The organism is Robiginitalea insularis, assembly GCF_052497835.1.
The window spans coordinates 2,254,891-2,276,693 of record NZ_CP199296.1; the positions used below are offsets into that span (position 1 = coordinate 2,254,891).

The 21,803-nt window shown below is 47.1% G+C and carries 15 protein-coding genes and 1 other RNA gene; 9 read left to right on the forward strand and 7 right to left on the reverse strand.

Going from position 1 to position 21,803, the window contains the following annotated elements:
* Positions 1-906, reverse strand: coding sequence for a hypothetical protein (locus tag ACT6NV_RS10225; RefSeq protein WP_445384354.1), 906 nt, complete (start codon positions 904-906; stop codon positions 1-3).
* A 1,652-nt stretch (positions 907-2,558) separates the two neighbouring features.
* Positions 2,559-2,958, reverse strand: a transfer-messenger RNA (tmRNA) gene (gene ssrA / locus ACT6NV_RS10230).
* Positions 2,959-3,098: 140 nt separating this feature from the next.
* On the opposite strand from ssrA, the gene ACT6NV_RS10235 reads away from it, so the two are divergent.
* A complete protein-coding gene (locus ACT6NV_RS10235) occupies positions 3,099-4,304 on the forward strand; it encodes an NAD(P)-dependent oxidoreductase (protein WP_445384355.1) in 1,206 nt (401 codons plus the stop codon).
* Between the two features lie 8 nt (positions 4,305-4,312).
* On the opposite strand, the gene ACT6NV_RS10240 is transcribed toward ACT6NV_RS10235, so the two are convergent.
* Complete coding sequence (locus tag ACT6NV_RS10240) at positions 4,313-5,428, reverse strand: Sb-PDE family phosphodiesterase (RefSeq protein ID WP_445384356.1); 1,116 nt, start codon at positions 5,426-5,428, stop codon at positions 4,313-4,315.
* A 181-nt stretch (positions 5,429-5,609) separates the two neighbouring features.
* On the opposite strand from ACT6NV_RS10240, the gene ACT6NV_RS10245 reads away from it, so the two are divergent.
* Positions 5,610-5,873 carry a hypothetical protein gene (locus ACT6NV_RS10245; RefSeq protein ID WP_445384357.1) on the forward strand — a complete coding sequence of 88 codons (264 nt, stop codon included), beginning with the start codon at positions 5,610-5,612 and terminating at the stop codon, positions 5,871-5,873.
* A gap of 18 nt (positions 5,874-5,891) precedes the next feature.
* Entirely contained in the window at positions 5,892-6,260 is a 369-nt protein-coding gene (locus ACT6NV_RS10250) for a DUF1801 domain-containing protein (protein ID WP_445384358.1), read from the forward strand.
* Here ACT6NV_RS10250 and kdsA read toward each other — a convergent pair.
* Positions 6,257-7,075, reverse strand: a complete 819-nt coding sequence (gene kdsA, locus ACT6NV_RS10255) for a 3-deoxy-8-phosphooctulonate synthase (protein ID WP_445386689.1) — start codon at positions 7,073-7,075, stop codon at positions 6,257-6,259. The genes ACT6NV_RS10250 and kdsA overlap by 4 nt on opposite strands.
* A 387-nt stretch (positions 7,076-7,462) precedes the next feature.
* Here kdsA and typA point away from each other — a divergent pair, with 387 nt between their 5' ends.
* Positions 7,463-9,262 carry a translational GTPase TypA gene (gene typA, locus ACT6NV_RS10260; protein ID WP_445384359.1) on the forward strand — a complete coding sequence of 600 codons (1,800 nt, stop codon included), beginning with the start codon at positions 7,463-7,465 and terminating at the stop codon, positions 9,260-9,262.
* Here typA and ppgK read toward each other — a convergent pair whose 3' ends face one another.
* Positions 9,263-10,021 (reverse strand): polyphosphate--glucose phosphotransferase, encoded by a 759-nt coding sequence (gene ppgK / locus ACT6NV_RS10265; RefSeq protein ID WP_445384360.1) that lies wholly within the window; start codon positions 10,019-10,021, stop codon positions 9,263-9,265. It abuts the gene before it with no gap.
* Positions 10,022-10,192: 171 nt separating this feature from the next.
* Positions 10,193-10,876 carry a cell division ATP-binding protein FtsE gene (locus ACT6NV_RS10270; protein WP_445384361.1) on the reverse strand — a complete coding sequence of 228 codons (684 nt, stop codon included), beginning with the start codon at positions 10,874-10,876 and terminating at the stop codon, positions 10,193-10,195.
* A 153-nt stretch (positions 10,877-11,029) separates the two neighbouring features.
* Here ACT6NV_RS10270 and ACT6NV_RS10275 point away from each other — a divergent pair, with 153 nt between their 5' ends.
* The 3 genes from ACT6NV_RS10275 to ACT6NV_RS10285 all read left to right on the forward strand — a co-directional run bounded on the left by ACT6NV_RS10275 (position 11,030) and on the right by ACT6NV_RS10285 (position 17,053).
* Positions 11,030-14,047 carry a tetratricopeptide repeat protein gene (locus ACT6NV_RS10275; protein WP_445384362.1) on the forward strand — a complete coding sequence of 1,006 codons (3,018 nt, stop codon included), beginning with the start codon at positions 11,030-11,032 and terminating at the stop codon, positions 14,045-14,047.
* 1 nt (position 14,048) lies between these two features.
* Complete coding sequence (locus ACT6NV_RS10280) at positions 14,049-15,812, forward strand: TonB-dependent receptor (RefSeq protein WP_445384363.1); 1,764 nt, start codon at positions 14,049-14,051, stop codon at positions 15,810-15,812.
* Positions 15,813-15,964: 152 nt separating this feature from the next.
* Positions 15,965-17,053 (forward strand): OmpA family protein, encoded by a 1,089-nt coding sequence (locus ACT6NV_RS10285; RefSeq protein WP_445384364.1) that lies wholly within the window; start codon positions 15,965-15,967, stop codon positions 17,051-17,053.
* A 77-nt stretch (positions 17,054-17,130) separates the two neighbouring features.
* On the opposite strand, the gene ACT6NV_RS10290 is transcribed toward ACT6NV_RS10285, so the two are convergent.
* Positions 17,131-17,670 (reverse strand): DUF2911 domain-containing protein, encoded by a 540-nt coding sequence (locus ACT6NV_RS10290; RefSeq protein WP_445384365.1) that lies wholly within the window; start codon positions 17,668-17,670, stop codon positions 17,131-17,133.
* 237 nt (positions 17,671-17,907) lie between these two features.
* Between ACT6NV_RS10290 and asnB the strand changes: the two genes are divergently transcribed.
* Both asnB and gyrB read left to right on the forward strand, forming a co-directional pair.
* Positions 17,908-19,578: an asparagine synthase B gene (gene asnB / locus ACT6NV_RS10295; RefSeq protein WP_445384366.1), complete on the forward strand. Its 1,671-nt coding sequence runs from the start codon at positions 17,908-17,910 to the stop codon at positions 19,576-19,578.
* A gap of 242 nt (positions 19,579-19,820) precedes the next feature.
* Complete coding sequence (gene gyrB / locus ACT6NV_RS10300; RefSeq protein WP_445384367.1) at positions 19,821-21,761, forward strand: DNA topoisomerase (ATP-hydrolyzing) subunit B; 1,941 nt, start codon at positions 19,821-19,823, stop codon at positions 21,759-21,761.
* Positions 21,762-21,803: the final 42 nt, after the last annotated feature.

Genomic DNA, 21,803 nt, shown 5'->3' on the forward strand with positions numbered 1-21,803 from the left:
CTAATCATTAGACAATTTTTCTATAACTGAAGAACCATTGCTGATGATGGCATCTTTGTTATCACTGAGTATCCCGGGCAATTTATCAATGTATTTGCTTTTACCGTTTTCGAATTCCTGCAATTGAACATGAATTTCCATCAAACCAAATTTGGATTCATCTGAAATGTCAGATTCTATGGGTAGGTCGTAATACCAGGGAGAAAGAATAGGTTGCTCAATTTGATTTTTCAAACCGTATTCCAGGTCTGTAAAAGTGTATTCCTGTTCGATCAATTTCTGTCTCACAGGGCTACCATCCCTATCTCTCCATTGGCCTTCTATGGATATGGCAATACGGACGTTCAAATCTCCTTTGCCGTATATTTTTGTTTTGCTAAAGAGTACATTTAGCTCATTGAAGCTCAACCGTGAGACCCCCGGGTTTTCCGGATCACTTATGATTTCAATAACAGCGTGGAAATTCATCAGATCGTCTTCGGGCATCCTTTTAAAATCTTCAAACGTGTATGCTTTGGCAGATCCTCTAGATTTTGGAAGTTCGTCTATATCTGCTCGAATAACCTGCTCCAGACGGTTCAATGTGGCGGTCTCTTCGGGCCGGCTGTACTTTTTTAGGTGGATTTCACTATAGGTTTTTTCCACATAGCCCAGGTCTTTATTATAATAGTCAGGTATAGAAATGGATTGTGTATAGTTGGAGTTCAAGGATTTGGCAGTGCTTTCCGCTAGCAGGGTTGCACCGTAAAAAAGACCTTCCAGTGCGGTTTCTATTAGACCACCCCTGGTTTCCGGTTGGGTCATTTCTATTGTGAAGCTTTCTTCGGCCTGAATGTTTGAGCGCTTGTTCACCGAACAGGATGCCAGAAAAAACAGACCATACAAAGCAATGATAATTCTTTGCATGAATATGAAAATTTTTATGGGAATATAGCATTAATATATCAAAATAACTTTTGTGCAATAATTTTGCAAGTGAGCGGTACCAAAGTCTGATACTCCAATTGCACGTTTTATTTAGCCCAGCAATTACTACCCCTTCCTAGGATAGAACCCACTAGCTGCTAATATTTTATTCATTCGCAGGTAATACTATTAATAAAACTTTTGTATTTACATCGTATATTGAAGCCTTACAGATCCTAATAAGTTTTTATGCGCTGTTGGAATTGCAGTATACTTATTTCTGAACCATGTAACTTTTGTCCGAATTGCGGTGCGGCTTTAGAACTGCAAAAGTCCCAGGAAAGTGGTAGGGTTCCAGGTAAACAATACAAAACAGGTAATAAGGTCTGGATTTTAGCACTAAAATTATTTCTTGTTAATTTATTCATGATCGCGGTACTGGTTTGGATACTTTTTATAGCCATCGATTATGAGGTTATTGATTTATATTTTGTACTATTTGTTTTTTCCGCTGTAATTATTCGAATTGTTGCCGTTAGGTATATTAAACGACAAACCTTGCATTTCGATAAGAAAAAGTCCAAATGGATATTTTTTGCGGCCATTCTACCTTTTACCTCTCTCTTTCTAGTTGGATTGCAGCAAGATCGAAATAAGCGTGTATAGGTCGGGATGACATACAATCAATGATGATAGTGTTGTCCTATTTCTACGTGGTGCTGGTGTTCCTTGGAAGACTACTTATTCTAATAAATACAGGGCTTCTTTTTCCCTATCCCAAACGTAGTATTTTGGCTGGCAATAATTAAAAAGTTATGATCCTGGTAAATTGTATCCTTGCATGTAACTATTAGCACTGAAAAGGCAAATAGAAATACAATTATCGAGAAATAACGTACCATCTCACCTTAAGTTGAGGTAAATTATTCGGCAGATAACAAATATGTGTATTCTCTTTTTGTTAGTCTTCACAACCAACAAAGAATATTTGATTTTCTCCGAATTCTCTATTCTCATTCAGGACTCTTAGTGCAGGTTGACCCGTTGAACAATTGACGTCTTCAACAGTTACAAAATACTCCCCTTGAACAGTGCTGCCCCTGTAAAGTCCATTACACAGACAACCTTCTTCTTCTGAACAAGAAATAAAAGTAAGGCCTACCGTGATTAAGAAAATTAGTGAAAATTTAATTCGTGCCATGGGCAAAAAGATCATTCAGTTTAAATCCTAAGAAGCTGAAAGATAAAAATAAGCAGATTAATAGGTTTTTAATGATCTTGAGAAGTAGAATTTCGAGAAGGATATTGGTGCGATTCTCTACTATTGATTTTTTTGAAAAGGAGATTACTCCGCTTCGCTCCGTGATCTCCTTAACTTCAGTCCTGCGAATACAAACCCCGGTCGAACGTTCGGCAAAGGTCCGGTTGACCTTTGGCAGTGAGGAGCGAGGGGGTGCGCTGGCCTTTCAATTTTACATGGGAGATTACCTCACTACGTTCGGTGATCTCCTGAGTTCCAGTACTGCGAATACAAACCCAGCCTTGCCGAAGGCAAGGCGGTTTTGTGTTTCCCATTCGCTCGCTTGTGCAAGCACAGACTCGCTTATGGAAACACAAAACCCCGCCGGATTCCCGGCGGGGTTTGTATTCGATCGTGGAGCCGGGGAGATTCGAACTCCCGTCCAAACAAGCAATAACGATGCCTTCTACATGCTTATTTCCTGATTGATTGTCGGTGTGCAACTGACCAGAAACCGCCTATTACACACTTAGCTTCTTTGGTTTTATGCCCCTGCCGAAGCTACAGAGGCACTATGTTGACTTTTATGGTGCCCCCGGAAGGGTCGCCGTCAACAAGGGCTACCCGGGGACATTTAGCATTCCCGCCTTGCGGGACTAGGCCAAGACTTACTGTAATTCAGTCTTTTAGGCAGCTAAAGCGTAGTTAGACTCGCCATTTAAAAATGGTGAAATATGAGATTTACGAGCTGTATCCCAGCGCTCGGCATGCTTACATAGCCATTGGTCTCGCTGTCAAAACCAGTCGGCCCCATATGTTAAAGAACGTTTTAAGAAGGGCAAAGTTACGCATTTATCCTGGTATGCCACGGGCTTTAAATCCCTTTGTTTAATGTTTGCGTACCCTCACAATTCCTCTTAATTTTGAGCAAAATTCATACCAAATAAACTTTATGAAAATCGGCCTCATCCAGGAACGCAAAACTCCCCCGGACCACCGGACAGTGCTCTCTCCGGCTACCTGTCAAAAAGTCCTGAAACAATTTCCTGAATTAGAAATTTTGGTAGAACCTTCCCCAATCCGGGTATTTAAAGATGAGGAATACGAAGCACTTGGAATCTCAGTTACCCCGGACATGCAGCAATGTGATGTGCTTTTAGGTGTAAAAGAAGTACCTGTGGAAGCCCTGATTCCCGGGAAGAAATATTTCTTTTTCTCCCATACCATCAAAAAGCAGCCCTACAACCGCGGTCTCCTCCAGGCCATTCTGAAAAAGAATATCGAACTCTACGATCATGAGGTGCTCACCAATAAATCTGGCGTTCGCTTGGTTGCCTTCGGTCGATATGCCGGAATCGTTGGCGCGTATAACGGGTTCAGGGCTTTTGGGCTAAAATACGGTACTTTCTCACTGCCCAAGGCGGAAGCGCTTAAAGATCAACAAGACCTTATTTCCCATCTGAAAAATCTGAAACTCCCGCCCGTGAAAATATTACTTACCGGAAGAGGCCGGGTAGGTAGTGGGGCAAAAGAAATGCTGGATGGGATGGGCCTAAAGCAGGTAAACGTACAAGATTACCTGGAAAAGGAGTTTGAGGTCCCGGTTTACTGTCAGATCGATGCTTCCTATTACAACAAACGCAAGGATGGGGTACGCGGGAGTAAAGCAGACTTTATTGCAAACCCGGAAGCCTATAAGTCAAACTTTTTCAGATTCGCCAGGGTCACAGACCTTTACATTGCCGGGCATTTTCATGCCGATGGGGCCCCCTATCTGTTTACACGGGAAGACGCCAAACACCCGGAGTTCAAAATACGGGTGGTCGCAGATATCAGTTGTGATATTGATGGCCCCGTAGCTTCTACCATCCGGCCTTCCACTATTGAAGATCCTGTCTATGGGTATGACCCCATAACAGAATCGGAAGGAGATTATAAAAAATCAGGGGTGATCGCCGTAATGGCGGTTGATAACCTGCCTGCTGAACTCCCAAGGGATGCCAGTGAAGGCTTTGGGTCAGCCTTTGTAAAACACGTTATCCCGGCTTTCTTTAATGGAGATGCAGATGGGATCCTCCAAAGGGCCCGGATGACTTCGCAGGGCGAGCTCTGCCCGGACTATAGCTATCTTCAGGCTTACGTGGATGGGAAAGAATAACCTGCTTATTAAAGCTTTACACTCCATTCGATAACCGGATGTTTTTTCGGGGCGCTAAAGGCTCCCAGGGCTCTGAGTCTCAACTGCAGGGTCTCTGTCTTTTCAAGGGTTTTTATATTGAGTGTATACTGTTCTCCCGCGGGAATTGTAAATACGGGTGAACTGCTGTAAAAGGTAAAGCCCATTGCATTTTCGAAAATGAGGTCACTGCTGCTGTTGTTTTTTAGGACTACCTTCAGAATGCTTGTATTTGGAATGTATTCTTTTTCGAGAATTTCAACCGACGCTTTCAGTAAAGGTTTGAGAAATTCTTCCCTTCCCACAAGCAGCGTATTGTAAACGGCAACCGTCCTCCTTTCGAAAAGGGACTCTTTAAGGCCTTCGACAGATCGCTCTTTGGAAAAAACCAGGGTAATGGGGCGGTGGTTGTTTTTCTCCAGGTAATCCCAGCTGATCAGTCCGTGAATATCGCTGGTTCCAATAATAGTCAGGTTTTGTTCAAGGGCAATGCCCAGGGCTTCTTCGGAATAATCTGTGGTATTGATCACCTCAATGCCGTGCAATTCCCCTCTGCGGATGCGCTCTTGCTGGAATTCACTTAAGACGGGGTTCCCCTGAGGTTGCTGGCTGTACCAGGCAGGATGGTTCCAGAAGATAAAGGCGCCCTGCTTTTTGGCTTCGCTGAAAGGAACCGCTGCCGATCCGGCCAGAAGGGGGTTGGCGTCTTTTATAAAAACGGCATTGCTGTGCCCCATTGGGGCTTCACGGGTAATTTCAGAGCCGTGAATGATAAGCAAATCGTGGTCCCTTGCTTCATTCAGGGCAATCTCATAAGACCGGTTCCGGTCGGGATGCGGAATATCAGCACTGTGTGGCTGGTATTCCAGATGTTCTGTAAGGGAAATGGCATCGAGCCCTTCCCGCAGGGCCTCCATCACACGGATATCCGGCCAGACACTTCCGTCTGAAAAAACGGTATGCTGATGCAGGTCGGTGGTGAGAGTGAGATACCCGGGGATATCAGGGTAATTAAAAGGTTCACTTTGAAGATGCGTATGGCCCTGGCCGAAGGCAGGCAGTGATGTCAGAAGGACTAGGCCAAAAAACAAACGGAGATGTTTCATTTGTGGATGTATTAGTACAGTAAAATAAGCAATAGATCATAATAAATGGGTATTTCAGGAATGCGCAAATGCGTTAAAGCTATCCCATAACCCTGTCAATAATAGCTTTTATCCAAATCCATTAGATAAAGTACTTAGAATGAATATTTATTCTTATTTTCCATAGCTTTTTGAAACAGACATGCACTTTAACTGGATTTTAAACGGAAACCAGAATGAGGCCGACACAAAATTCCTCATCGATTTGGAATACCGGCTCCGGCCCCGAATAACACGCTTTTTAATGGAACGCCTGGAAAAGGAATGTTCCGGGGATTTTTCCAGCTTCTATTTTGACGTGGACATGGTCAGCAGGGAAATCCGGATTGCAGACAAAACGCCGCCGGCCCTGGCACGAAAGGTATCCGGGGAATTTAAGCTTTTGATAAGCAGTAACTGTTGTTAGGATTTTAAGAGCAGCCATGTGAATCCGTCAGAATCTTATATACTCGAACAGGCCGAACCCTACCGGACCATTTTAATCCATTTACAAACCCTGATTGAGCAGGGTATTTCAAGCCTGGAACTTCGATTTAAATACCGTATTCCCTTCTACTATCTCAATGGCAGGCCATTTTGTTATCTTAATAAATCCGGGGATTATGTGGACCTGGGAATTCCCAATGGGTATCGTTTAAAATCACATCAGCAAGAACTGCAGTCCAAGGGGCGCAAAAGTGTCCGGTCCCTAAGGTTCAGGTCAATTGAGGAAATTGATGCCGATGTTCTTCTGGACGTGCTCAAAGAAGCCGAACAGCTAGTTGAAAACCGCAATTCCCAAAAAAGTATTTAGAATTCACTCAGTGTTTTCCGTATTGCTGAAAGACGCTGCATCAGCCGGTCCATCTGGTCCAGAGGAAGCATATTGGCCCCGTCGCTCTTGGCATTGGCAGGATCAAAATGGGTTTCAATAAAGAGCCCGTCTACCCCGGCTGCTATCCCGGCCCGGGCCATGGTCCCGATCAGTTCCGGGCGTCCGCCGGTAACCCCGGAAGCCTGGTTGGGTTGCTGAAGTGAATGGGTTACATCTAGTACCAGGGGTGCATATTGCTTCATAACCGGCACCCCTCTGAAATCCACGATCAGGTCCTGATACCCGAACATGGTTCCCCGGTCCGTTATAATGGCTTGCTCGTTTCCGCTTTCGGTAACCTTGGTCACGGCGTGCTTCATACTTTCCGGACTCATAAACTGCCCCTTTTTCAGGTTAACTACCTTTCCGGTTTCAGCTGCAGCAACAATCAAATCGGTCTGCCGCACCAGAAAGGCCGGAATCTGCAGCACATCCACATATTCTGCCGCCATAGCGGCATCGGATTCTTTATGAATATCCGTAACAGTGGGGATTTGGAAGGTTTCAGATACTTTCCGCAGGATCTTCAGGGCTTTTTCATCCCCTATCCCGGTAAAGGAATCTACCCGGCTTCGGTTGGCCTTTTTAAAACTGCCTTTAAAGATATAGGGGATCTGCAGGCGGTCTGTAATGTCCACTACCTTTTCCGCAATGCGCAGTGCCATTTCCTCTCCTTCTATAGCGCAGGGTCCTGCCAATAGAAAAAAGTTTCCTGAATGGGTGTGTTTCAGTTGGGGGACTTTATTGAGATCCATGGTAAAATGAGTTTTGTCAAAGGTATGGATTTGGGAGAAAAGGCCTTGAGGTTCACCCATACAAAATTAACTCCTCAAAGCGGTCCAGATGGCTAAATCTCTGTTCTTCGCACTTTGATTTAAATGTTAAGCGGGCAGGAAAGGTTTAGGTTTTGGAAATGAAGAAACTGAAAACTCGCCTCAATACTATCAAATTTTAAGGGTGGAATTATTTTAGGGTAGTTTAATTGAGGCACTTTGTTTTACTCTTTTAGTAAACCTACCTGCTTGAGAAACAAAAAAATAGCCTGTAGTTCTTTCTCAGGATTTTCCGTCTGCTTTTATTTTTGTACCGGCAGAACAAGCTGAGGTATTTTAACCTATCTTTGCGCGCTCAAAATCAGCACTATGGCCGATATCAAAAACATTGCAATCATTGCCCACGTAGACCACGGGAAAACCACCCTGGTGGATAAGATCCTGCATTACTGTCAGCTCTTCCGGGAGAATGAACAGACCGGGGAACTTATCCTGGATAACAATGACCTGGAACGCGAGCGCGGGATTACCATCGTTTCCAAAAACGTTTCAGTTACCTATAAGGATACCAAAATCAATATCATTGATACCCCCGGCCACGCCGATTTCGGCGGGGAAGTGGAGCGGGTGCTCAATATGGCTGATGGGGTGCTCTTACTGGTGGATGCCTTTGAGGGCCCTATGCCGCAAACCCGTTTTGTGTTGCAGAAAGCCCTGAGCATGGGCCTTAAACCCTGTGTGGTTATTAACAAAGTGGACAAGCCCAACTGTACCCCTGAAGAGGTGCATGAGAAAGTTTTCGACCTGATGTTTGAACTGGGGGCAGAGGAATGGCAATTGGATTTTCCGGTTGTGTACGGATCTGCCAAGGAGAACTGGATGTCTGAAGACTGGAAAAACCCATCAGACAATATCGCTCCGTTGCTGGAAATGGTGCTGGATCATATCCCCACCTTTAACCCGGAGGAAGGTAATACCCAGATGTTGATTACCTCCCTGGACTATTCTTCCTTTACCGGGAGAATAGCGATTGGCCGCCTGCAAAGGGGCCCGTTGTCCGAAGGGCAACAGATCACCCTTGTCAAAAGGGATGGGAAAATGATTAAGTCCAGGATCAAGGAGTTGTATACCTTCGAAGGTTTGGGACGGACCCGGGTCAAAACCCTTAAAACAGGTGATATCGGGGCACTGATCGGCCTGGAAGGTTTTGATATCGGGGACACTATTGCAGATGCCGAGGCTCCGGAAGCCCTGGGTTCAATCGCAATAGACGAGCCCACCATGAGTATGTTGTTTACAATTAACGACAGCCCTTTCTTCGGGAAGGATGGTAAGTTTGTCACTTCCAGGCACCTGAAAGAAAGGCTGGAACGGGAATTGGAAAAAAACCTGGCACTGCGGGTAGAACCCACAGACAGTGCAGATAAGTTTATGGTATTCGGTCGCGGGGTGCTGCACCTCTCCGTACTCATTGAAACGATGAGAAGGGAAGGCTATGAATTGCAGATCGGGCAGCCACAGGTAATTATCAAGACCATTGACGGACAAAAATGCGAACCGGTAGAGGAACTGACCATAGACCTGCCCGAGGAAGTATCCGGCAGGGCTGTTGAGATGGTTGCCTTGCGCAAAGGGGAAATGACCAAAATGGAAGCCCGCGGAGACCGTATGGTTTGTGAATTTGTGATTCCCTCCCGTGGGATCATCGGCCTGAGGAACCAACTGCTTACGGCTACTGCCGGAGAGGCAATTATGGCCCACCGTTTTATGGAATACCAACCAATGAAGGGGGATATTCCGCAACGGCAGAACGGATCACTGGTATCCATGGAGAATGGTAAAGCCATCCCATATTCAATTGATAAACTGCAGGAAAGAGGCCGTTTCTTTATCGATCCGGGAGAAGATATCTACGAAGGGCAGATTATCGGGGAAAATTCCCGTGGAGACGATATGGTGGTTAATGTAACCAAAACCAAAAAACTGACCAACGTACGGGCCGCCGGGTCTGACGATAAGTCCAAAATTGTCCCCGCCGTTAAATTTTCGCTGGAAGAGGCCCTGGAATATATACAGAAGGATGAATATGTGGAGGTAACTCCCAAGCACCTCCGGCTGCGCAAAATTTTCCTGAAGGAGACTGATCGCAAACGCAACAAGGTCGATTGATCAGACCTCGTTTAGCTCGGGGTGGTCCACCAGACAGGCAGTTGCCGCCCCTATAATTCCGGCATGGTTTTGTAGTCCGGCAGGGATCACCGGGGTTTCTATTTTTATATACTCTTTGTACTCTTCAAAGTCCTTGGAGGTCCCTCCTCCGAGAATAATGGTATCCGGAGCCACTATGAGTTCAACCAGTTCCAGGAATTTGTTGAAGCGTTTGCCCCATTTTTTAAAGGACAACTCTTCTTTTTCCTTGGCTGATGCTGCAGCCCAGCTTTCGATCTTGGAATACTTCTTATAGGGGATTTGCCCCAATTCAAAATTTGGAATTAACCGACCATCCAGAAAGGCACCACTTCCCAGTCCGGTCCCGATGGTGATCATCACCACAAAGCCGTCCATGTCCTTTCCGATCCCGTAGTTCATGGCAGCGTACCCGGCTGCATCGGCGTCGTTAATGACTGTAAAATCATTTCCCGAAGCTTTTCCGAAAAGCTTGGCAACATCTTTGCCAACCCAGGATTTGTGAAGGTTGCCCTTGGATTTGCAAACCCCTTTTTTGATAACAGAGGGGAAACCGCAGCCCACCGGGCCTTTGTAATCAAAATGTTTTACGATCTGGGCAACCACATCGGCCATTTCCTCCGGTTTCCTGGATTTGGGTGTCGGGATCCTGAAACGCTCCGTAAGCATTTCACCGGTTTCCATATGTACGAGGGCCCCTTTTATGCCCGATCCGCCTACATCAATTCCAAGTACTTCCATGGTTTGTGTTTCATTTTGCCCCGCAAATTAGTGAAAAAGTTCGGGACTGATTTCAAAGCCTTAACAGATTCTGTCCGGACCCTTTTATCTCGCTTGTTTAACGGGCATTTGAACCTGAGAGTACAGGGAGTTCATGTATTTTCATCAGGCCGAAAGGGGAGCTCAAAAGGATTAACCGGCCTTCTGAATCACTTCAAATACCTTGTTCCCGTCGCATTTCAGTGTTTTTGAGGGGTATTTCAGGATCAGTGCATAATCATGTGTGGCCATCAGGATACTTCTGCCGGCCTTGTTAATTTCCTGTAACACCTTCATAACTTCAACACTGGTCTGCGGGTCCAGGTTTCCGGTAGGTTCATCTGCCAGAATCAGCTCAGGGTCATTAAGCAATGCCCTGGCAATGGCAATACGCTGCTGCTCACCTCCGGATAATTCATGCGGGAACTTAAATCCCTTGGTTTTCATCCCTACTTTGTCCAGGACTTCATTTATTCTTTTTTCAATTTTTTCCGGGTCCTTCCAGCCGGTTGCCCTAAGCACAAAATCCAGGTTTTTATTGACATTCCGGTCTGGCAGCAGTTTAAAATCCTGGAAAACGATCCCGAGCTTCCTTCGCAGAAAGGGGATATCCTTCTCCTGAAGTGTTCTGAGGCTGAACCCTACGATCCTCCCGTTACCCTCCTTAAGTGGGAGATCGGCGTAAAGGGTCTTCATAAAGCTGCTTTTCCCGCTGCCGGTTTTCCCGATCAGATAGACAAACTCACCCTGTTGAATTTCGAGGCTGATATCATTGAGCACCATATTTTCCTGGTGGTAAACTGCAACTTCCTTTAGGGACAGAACGGGTTCGGGCATAGCTTTTTTGTTGATATAAAAGTAATAAGTTCCACCGGAATGGAATGCATAAGGTCATAAATTTAGCTTAATTCGCAACGGGCTGCATACTTGGCAGCCACATTTGACGTTATTAATTGAAATTCGGTTATTCTTCAACGCCAAGAGAACATTATGCGAAAGAAATTCACCGTCCTGCTGGCTATTGCCGGCACCTTGTGTATAGGATACGCACAGGAATCCGTTGTGTACACCCACGAGCAGAAAACCTATCAGGACGCCCTTACCCTTTACAATAACAAACAGTACCAGGCAGCCCAGACCCTTTTTGAGAAGGTCTTGCAGCAGAGTTCAGACCAGGAAACCAAAGCGAATAGCGCCTACTATGTTGCAAATGCCGCGGTTAGGCTGAACCAATTGGGGGCAGACCGGCTGATGGAAGATTTTGTGGAACGCTACCCTACATCCGTAAAGCGGAATTCCGCCTTTATGGATGTTGCCGATTATTATTTTGAAAATGGCCGTTACCCCTACGCCATGAAGTGGTACGGGAAGGTAGACCAAAGCTCTCTTTCCAGAAAAGACCGGGCCCGATTCGATTTTAACATGGGGTATGCCCTGTTTTCCTCCCGTAAACCCGAGGAGGCCAAACGTTACCTGAACCGGGTAAGCAACTCGCCACTCTATGGCTCCCAGGCCAAATACTATCTGGGTTATATCGCTTATCAGCAGGATGATTACGAGCAGGCCAATGAGCGCTTTGATCAGATAACTGACCAGGAGGTGCTGGAGGAGAAACTCTCTTACTACCAGGCAGACATGAATTTCAAACTGGGAAATTTTGAAGAGGCCATTGCGCAGGCCAAAAACCAGTTGCCCAAATCGGACCGGCGGGAAGTATCTGAATTAAACAAGATTATCGGGGAAAGCTATTTTAACCTGGGCCAATACAGCAATGCCATCCCTTACCTGGAAGACTACAAAGGCAAAAGGGGAAAATGGAGCAATACAGACTATTATCAGCTGGGCTATGCCTACTATAAGCAAGAAGACTTTGCCAATGCCATACAGCAATTCAATAAGATTATAAACGGGCAGAATGACGTGGCCCAGAATGCCTATTACCATCTGGCGGAATGTTACCTGAAGCTGGAGAAGAAACAGGAAGCGCTCAATGCGTTTCGCAATGCTTCGCAGATGGAATTCAATGCCGAAATCAGCAAAGATGCCTTGCTCAACTACGCCCGGCTTAGCTATGAAATAGGAAATGCCTATGAGCCGGTTCCCCAGGTACTGAGCAGCTACCTGGAACGCTATCCCAAAGATGAACACCAACAGGAGATACAGGAGCTGCTGGTAGATTCCTATATAACCTCCCGAAACTTTGAAGGCGCTATGGAATTGCTGGAAGCCAATAAGGGATTCGCCAGTAATACAACCTATCAAAAAGTTGCTTTTTACAGGGGCCTGGAGCTCTTTCTGGAGGAAGATTACCCTGCCGCTCAGGAGGTTTTCAGCAAGTCCCTGACTAGGGGAGACGATCAGTTGTTTAAAGCCAGGGCCCATTACTGGAAGGCTGAAACCGCTTATGCGCTTAATGATTTTGAATTGGCGCTTACCGAATATGTACAGGCGCAACAGTTTCCCGGGGCCCGCAATCTGGAGGTTTTTGAAAGCCTGGATTACCAGTTGGCTTATACGTATTTCAAGCTGAAGGATTATTCCAATGCCATCGCTTATTTTAAAAAGTTTACAGAATCCGGCCCTTCCGGCGAGGCCAAAACGGATAGCTGGATGCGCCTTGGCGACAGTTATTTTGTGAGTAGTTCCTATCAACAGGCAATAGCTGCCTATGATAAAGCCTTGCGGGCCAATAGTCCGGAGCAGGACTATGCTGCCTACCAGAAGGCCATGTCTTTGGGATTTTTGTCCAGGGGCAATGAGAAAATACAGGCCTTAAAGGATTTTATAAACCGCTACTCCAGGTCTACCCTTAAGGATGATGCCCTTTTTGAACTGGGGAATTCATATGTGCAGGCCGGGCAGGAACAGCAGGCTATTGCCGCTTACGATCAATTGCAGCGGGAATACCGAATGAGCTCCCTGCTGCCCTCGGCACTGATGCGGAAAGGTCTCATTTATTACAACAGCAATCGCAACCAGGAAGCCCTGAAGGTCTTTAAGGAAGTTGCAGCCAAATACCCCAATACCGCGGATGCGGTTCAGGCCGTGGCCACTGCCAAGCTGATCTATATGGATTTAGGGCAGGTAGATCAGTACGCCACCTGGGTCCGCAGCCTCGATTTTGTGGAAGTGAGCGATCAGGAACTGGAACTGGCCAGCTATGAGGCGGCCGAAAAACAATGGGTTGAAGGAAACAAAGGTGCTGCTGCCCGCGGCTTTGAAAAATATCTGCAGCAATTCCCGGGGGGCATCCACAGTACAGAAGTGCATTTTAAACTGGCACAAATACAGTTTGCAGAAGGAGAAGCGGAAAAGGCCTTGCCCCACTTTAAATACGCCGCAGATACGGGGCAGGGGGAAACGGCGGAGCAGGCCCTTACGCGTGTGTGCGAGATCCTGATATCCAGGGATGACTACCGCCAGGCAATGCCTTACCTGGAGCGGCTCGAAAATACGGCTGACATCCCGCAGAACCGAACCTTTGCACAATCCAACCTGATGAAAGGTTATTTTGGCAGGAAGGAATATCAGAAAACCCTGGCCTATGCCGAAAAGGTTCTCGGCAGTCCGGCCCTCGATAACCGTATCAGGAGCGACGCCCGCATCATGATTGCCCGGTCGGCCATGGAATTGGAAGATTTTGAACGTGCCCGGGGGGCTTATAATGAAGTGCTCGAAACGGGGACCGGAGAAGTTGCAGCCGAGGCCCTTTATTACAGTGCGTATTTCAAGCGACAGGATGGGGATTTTGAAGGGTCTAATACTGCAGTTCAGCGCCTTGCCAAAGACTTTTCAGCCTACAAAAAGTGGGGCGGAAAAGGCCTGATCCTGATGGCCCGGAATTTTGCTGACCTGGAAGATGCTTTTCAGGCAACCTACATCCTGGAAAACGTGATTTCGAATTTCACCGCCTACCCGGAAATTACAGATGAGGCCAAAGAGGTCCTGAATCGGATCAAGTTAAAAGAGGCAGAGCGCAATTCGTCTGTTAACCCAAACGAGAATTAAGATGAGAATTAGAAAGATATCTGCATTAAAAAAAGGACTCCTCGGCACGGCACTGCTGATGGTCTTTGTGGCAACTGCGCAGGATGACGAACTGGGTACAGAAACAGTAACCGTGGTACGCCCATATACGCCTTCAGTGTCGGATGCCTTCAAAATAAAAACACTGCCCAGCCTGAATGATTCCATTATCCTTCAGAAAAAGCCCATTCGCTATAGCATTTTCTCAGTGCCTGTGGCTTCAACCTTTACCCCCGCCAAGGGGAGTGCGGCCAGTGTTAAAAAGGTAGCCCCGGAAAAAATCTTCAACAGTTATGCAGCCGTTGGCCTGGGTAATTACAACAACGCCCTGCTGGATTTTTACAGCAGTAAAGGCTTTGATCGCGGGGCACAACGCCTGGATGTAGGCCTGAATCACCATTCTTCCAGAGGGGAGATAGACAATACGGTGCTGGATACCGATTTTTACAATACGGGTCTGGACCTGACCTATTCCAAAAGGGACCGGGACATGCAGTGGAGTATAGGAGGTGGATTGGAACACAGGCGATACAACTGGTACGGCCTTCCTGATATCGGCTTCGATGAGGCAACCATTTCCGCCATTGATGAATCTCAGGATTACTTCAATGCCCAGCTGGAGGGACAACTGAGCTTTGAGGATGCATATCTCAAAGAGGCCACGCTACTGGCACGACGCTTTTGGGATGGGGTACAATCCGCAGAAAACAGGTTGATTGTAAATCCCAAACTTGAGTTTCCCATAACGGAAGAGACCTTTTCCCTGGGGCTTAAACTGGACTATGTAGACGGCAGCTTTGAAAATGCCGACCTCAATAACCTGCAGAATAATACGCCAATTGCTTACCGGCAGTTCCAGGCAGGAGTGCATCCCAGCCTGTTGTTGCTGCGGGATGATTTGAAGATTCAGTTGGGGGCCCGCCTGGTTTATGGCCTTGACGCGGAGAACGAGGAAAATAACTTTTATATCTATCCGGTGGTCCGGGCTTCTTATTCCCTGCTTGAAGAGATGGCTATTGTCTACGGAGGGGTAGAAGGGGAACTCCGGCAAAACAGCTATTACGACTTCAGCCATGAGAACCCTTATGTTTCCCCCACTCTGATGGTTATGCCAACAGACCGCCAGTATGAGGCCTATGCAGGCCTCCGGGGCCAGCTCAGCCCCAACCTGAGTTATAATCTGAAAGGATCATATACAGCTGAAAATTTTCGTCCGCTGTTCTATCTGAACCCTGTTAATGAGTCAAGGACAGACGAGAAGGGATACAATTACGGGAATTCATTCCGGCTTTTTTATGACGATCTGAAAACCCTGGGGGTTTTTGGGGAACTGGAGTTTTCTTTTAACCGGAACTTCAGCCTGGGGCTTAATGCAGCCATTTATGATTACGATACCGAAACGGACAACCCGGCCTGGAACCTGCCGGATATTGAAGGCTCTCTCTTTCTGGATTACCAGATAGGGGAACAGTGGTATATGGGGGCGAACCTGTTTTATGTGGGGCAGCGGGAAGATTACCAGGCCGTTGCCCAGGTGGGGCTCAGCCCTGAGGAGTTTCCCTTTGTGATCCGCAGCCTGGATGCCTTTTTTGATGCCAATGCCCATGTAGGCTACCATTTAAATACGCAGCTTTCGGTCTTTGCCCGTTTTAGCAACATCGCTAATAATTCCTATCAGCGCTGGGCAAATTTCAGGGTGCAGGGTTTCCAGGCCCTGGCCGGGATCAGTTATAAGTTTGACCTTTGATTTTAGATCCGTCTGTACCATTTTTTTGGCCTTTTATCGCCGGCTAAGGGGTTCGGAGGCTGTTTTTCTTAAGTTTGTATTGCTTGCGATCAGGCAACAGAGATATGCAAACAGCCTATTCCAGATATTGTTTTCTGTGGACGCTGGGTTCTATGTGTTCAATTTTTTCGTCAAACGCACAGAACCTGATTCCCAATCCGGGTTTTGAGACCCTAATAGAGTGTCCTTCCCAGCTCGGAAATTTTGAAAGGGATGTTTCCGAATGGAATACCCCAACGATGGGAACCACTGATTATTTTCACAACTGCAGCGGGCCCATGGGAACACCCGAAAATTTCAACGGAGAGCAACCGGCTATAGAAGGTGCCGGATATGCCGGGTTTTATGGCTATGCCCCGGAAGATTATCGGGAGTACCTGCAGACCCGTCTGTTGTCCGACCTGACGGAAGGGGCGGAATACGAACTTACATTCTGGGTAAGCCTGGCGGAACGATCCGATTATGCCCTGCGCGAATTCGGGCTGCTCTTTTCTCTGGAACCTCTTGATTTCCTCACCCGTAAGACCCTTTCCAAAAAACATTGGTACAGCATCCCGGAAAATGAATACCACTACCTGGAGGTGGCCTATCCCACTTATGTCAATGACACAGAAGAATGGCTGCAGGTCAAAACGACCTTTATTGCCAAGGGGTTTGAGCGACACCTGTCCATCGGAAATTTTAAGACCAATAAAAAAACGCGAACTACCAAACGAACAAAAAACGCAAGCCGGGGGGCCTACTATTATATTGACCATTTCAGCCTGCAGCCAACGGGAGGCGGCAGGGCTGTCGCCGGGACCGACCCCTTAGCCAGGGAAGTTAAAACGTATTCCCTGGACAGCACCCAGGTTTTCAATTCGCTGCTGTTTGAGTTTGATACGCATCGCCTGAGCCAGTCCGGGGAAAGTGAACTCCGTAACCTCTATGAATTCCTGAGTCAGGATTCCAGCCTTACCCTTTCCTTAACCGGTCATACGGACAACTGGGGCAATGCAGATTATAATCAACGCTTATCTGAACTGCGTTGTCTGGAGGTGGCCGGGTTTCTGCAAAAAATAGGGCTGGAGCCCCAACGCATCCAATGGAAAGGATACGGTGCCGGGCAGCCTTTGTTCCCGAATACCACGGCCGAACTGCGCCGGCGCAACAGGAGGGTGGAGTTCCTGATCGGGCGAAGTCCCATCACAGAAGAGGAGTGATAAGTCCCTTAACCTCTATACCGGAAACAAAAAAGCAGCCCGCAGGCTGCTTTTGTATTGTTAGATAAAACGATGGCTTACATGGTGATAGGTACTGCAACACGTGTTTTGTCCCATCCCATTATCATGTGTACGCCATCTGCTACTTCTTTAAAGGCGATGGAAAAAGCCTCAAGGGATTCGGCATCGTCGTTCACAGGTACACTTACCCGGGCAACATCAGCTCCCTCATCGTAGGAATAGGCGCCCCACTGGTTTATATTTTTATTGAGGATTACGGTCCATTCGGAACGTCCGGGGATAGTAAACAGGGAATAGGTTCCTGCCGGAATATTTTTCCCTCCAAAATTTACGTCTTTGTAGAATACGATCTCCGGCGCTTCATTGGCTCCGGTTCGCCATACCTGTCCCTCAGGTGCCAGATCAGCCATAGCCCTTCCTTTTAACTGAGGGCGACTGTAAGTAATGCGGACTGCTTTGTCTGATACCCTGTAGCTGCTGGGGAATGAAGCAATATCAAGAGGACTTTTATCCAGGCCGCTGAATTCCTGTGCCTGGGTATTGGTGGTAAAAATCATTGCAAGGGCGATGAATGATAGTGTTAAGATGTTTTTCATGGTAAAATTTTTGATTTGTTAAAACTACGGTCTTTTTGTGGAGTCTTTTTCTAAAAAGTCGTTAAAATTTGGACAACTTACAGTTTGATCCGAATACGTATTAAACCGGTTTTAATTATTACATAATGGTATAATATGTTATTATTAAGTTATAAATAACAATCATATAATCATTATATATTTATATATAGTAATATTATACACATATTTGCCTTCATAATGATATAATTAAATGTTATGTGCGGAATTGTTTGTGCTTTTGAACTTAAGGAACCGGCCGAGGGACTCAGGCCGCAAATGCTGGAGATGTCTCGTAAAATAAGGCATCGTGGTCCGGACTGGAGTGGAATATACAACTCGGATAAGGCAATCCTGACCCACGAACGGCTGGCTATAGTAGACCCGGCTTCGGGCAAGCAGCCTCTTGTCAGTCCTGATGGTCAACTCATTCTGGCTGCCAACGGAGAGATCTACAACCACCGGCAATTGCGAAAGCAGTTTGAGGGTAAATATTCTTTTAAGACCGAATCGGATTGCGAAGTGATCCTGGCCCTGTATCAGGAGAAAGGTACTGCCTTCCTGGACGAGCTCAACGGGATTTTTGGTTTTGCCATATACGATAGCACCCGGGATGAATATTTTATCGCCAGGGACCATATGGGAATCATCCCGTTATATATCGGCTGGGATAAAAACGGGACCTTTTATGTCGCCTCTGAATTAAAGGCTTTGGAAGGGCATTGCACCCGTATTGAACTCTTTCCCCCGGGGCATTACATGCGCCGGGCGGATGAAGGTTTTATTCGCTGGTACAAAAGGGACTGGCAGGAATATGAAGCGGTTGCGGAAAACGAAACGGATATAAGCGCCCTGCGAGAAGCCCTGGAAGCGGCGGTACATCGGCAGTTGATGTCCGATGTCCCCTATGGAGTTTTGTTGTCTGGTGGCCTGGATTCTTCCATTACCTCGGCCATTGCCAAAAAATATGCCAAGATGCGTATTGAATCTGATGATACCACCGATGCTTGGTGGCCACAGTTGCATTCCTTTTCCGTTGGGCTGGAGGGGTCCCCGGACCTCGCGGCGGCCCGAAAGGTTGCGGATCATATCGGGACGGTGCATCACGAAATCAAATTTACCATACAGGAGGGCCTGGATGCGCTGCGGGATGTTATTTATCAACTGGAGACCTATGATATTACCACCATACGCGCTTCTACCCCAATGTATCTGATGGCCCGGGTGATCAAATCCATGGGGATCAAAATGGTACTGTCCGGAGAAGGGGCCGACGAACTCTTCGGGGGCTATCTTTATTTTCACAAAGCCCCCGGACCCCTTGATTTTCATGAAGAAACCGTGCGCAAACTGGATAAGCTGCACATGTACGATTGCCTGCGTGCCAACAAATCCCTTGCAGCCTGGGGAATAGAAGGAAGGGTGCCCTTTCTGGATAAGGAATTTATGGATGTGGCCATGCGCATCAACCCCAAAGATAAAATGATCAACGGGGAGCGGATGGAGAAATGGGTGCTGCGCAAGGCCTTTGAAGAATATCTTCCGGAGAGTGTTGCCTGGAGGCAAAAAGAACAGTTTTCGGATGGGGTGGGTTATAGCTGGATTGATACCTTAAAGGAATTGGTGGCTGCAGAGGTAAGCGATGAGCAACTGGCAAATGCCCGTTTCCGTTTTCCCATTCAAACCCCCACTTCCAAAGAGGAGTACTATTACCGCAGCATTTTTGAGGGCCATTTCCCCAGCGATGCAGCAGCCCTGAGCGTGCCACAGGAACCCTCTGTTGCCTGTAGTACCAGGATTGCCCTGGAATGGGATGAAGCTTTTCGCAATATGAACGACCCCTCGGGAAGGGCAGTTTCCAGGGTCCACAGCGATGCTTATGTCAAATAAAGGATAAATGGGCAAATACCGGTATGTGCCGGCCTGAAATGCCCTTGAATGAGACCTAAAAAAGTGCCGTTAAAACCGGCACTTTTTTTATGGCTCCAAAACTGTGCATTCCTTCATGTTTTTCCACAATTTTTGTTGATAACTTCCCTGGTCGAAATTCAGCTAAAACCCAGTAAATGCGGGGGTATTTGCTATATTTGTAGGATTGCATAATTACAGGCAAACACAACTCAAAACGAACGATGAGCGAAGAACTAAAAAGCAAAAAATATTCGGCCGATAGTATTCAGGCGCTGGAAGGTATTGAACATGTGCGAATGCGTCCCTCCATGTACATTGGAGACGTGGGAGTCAGGGGGCTGCACCATCTGGTCTACGAGGTGGTGGATAACTCCATTGACGAAGCCATGGGCGGGCATTGCGACACTATTTCCGTAACTATAAATGAAGACAACTCCATAACCGTTGAGGACAACGGGAGGGGAATCCCTGTGGATTTGCATAAGAAAGAAGGCGTTTCCGCCCTGGAGGTGGTGATGACCAAAATCGGCGCCGGAGGGAAATTTGACAAAGATTCCTACAAAGTATCCGGTGGATTGCACGGGGTAGGGGTATCTGTTGTAAATGCCCTTTCGAACCATCTGAAAGCCACTGTGCACCGGGATGGTAAAATTTGGGAGCAGGAATACGAAAGGGGAAAAAGCCTGTATCCTGTAAAAAGCATAGGGACATCTGATAAGAACGGGACTGTCGTTACCTTCCATCCGGATGAATTGATCTTTACCCAGACCATAGAATTCAGTTATGATACCCTTGCCAACCGGATGCGGGAACTGGCCTACCTGAACAAGGGGATCAAAATCAGAATCACCGACCGTCGGCACAAGGAAAAGGACGGGGAATTTATCTCTGAAGAGTTCAGTTCTGAAGAGGGTCTTAAGGAGTTTATCCGTTTCCTCGATGGGAACCGGGAACCCCTTATCAAGGAGGTGATTGCCATGGAAGGCGAGAAGAATGACATTCCGGTGGAAGTTGCCATGGTCTATAACAATTCCTATACCGAGAACCTGCATTCTTATGTAAACAATATCAACACCCACGAAGGGGGTACGCATTTGTCAGGTTTCAGGAGGGGGCTAACCACCACCTTAAAAAAGTATGCAGATAATTCCGGTATGCTGGATAAGGTGAAGTTTGAGGTTTCCGGGGATGATTTCCGGGAAGGACTTACAGCTATCGTCTCGGTTAAAGTTGCGGAACCCCAGTTTGAAGGGCAGACCAAAACTAAGCTGGGAAACCGGGAAGTATCTGCAGCCGTAAGCCAGGCGGTTTCTGAGATGCTTACCAACTACCTGGAAGAGCATCCTGACGATGCAAAACTTATCGTTCAGAAGGTAATCCTGGCTGCACAGGCCAGGCATGCGGCAGCCAAGGCCCGCGAAATGGTTCAAAGGAAAAACCCTATGGCCGGCGGCGGACTGCCCGGGAAGCTGGCGGATTGTTCCGATCAGGACCCCGAGCGATGTGAGATCTTCCTGGTAGAGGGGGATTCGGCAGGCGGAACGGCCAAGATGGGCCGAGACCGGAATTTCCAGGCGATCCTCCCACTGAGGGGGAAAATCCTCAATGTGGAAAAGGCCATGCAGCACAAGGTCTTTGAAAATGAAGAGATCAAAAATATCTATACAGCCCTGGGGGTCACCATTGGTACAGAAGAAGACAGCAAAGCCCTCAACCTTGAAAAACTCCGATACCACAAAGTGGTCATAATGTGTGATGCGGATGTGGATGGAAGCCATATAGAGACGCTCATCCTGACCTTCTTCTTCCGCTATATGAGGGAATTAGTGGAAAACGGGCATGTCTATATTGCCACGCCACCGCTTTACCTGGTAAAGAAAGGGAACAAAAAGCGCTATGCCTGGAACGATAAGGAACGGGATGAAATTGCCGAAAGCTACAGCGGCGGGGTAAGTATCCAACGTTACAAAGGTCTTGGGGAAATGAATGCGGAACAACTCTGGGAAACCACCATGAACCCGGAGAACCGAACCCTCAGGCAGGTAACCATAGACAATGCAACGGAATCCGACAGGATCTTCAGCATGCTTATGGGAGATGAGGTGCCTCCCCGTAGGGAATTTATTGAGCGAAATGCCGTTTATGCGAATATTGACGTATAAAAAGCGGAAATTCACAACAAAAACCCCGGCAAGCTACCGGGG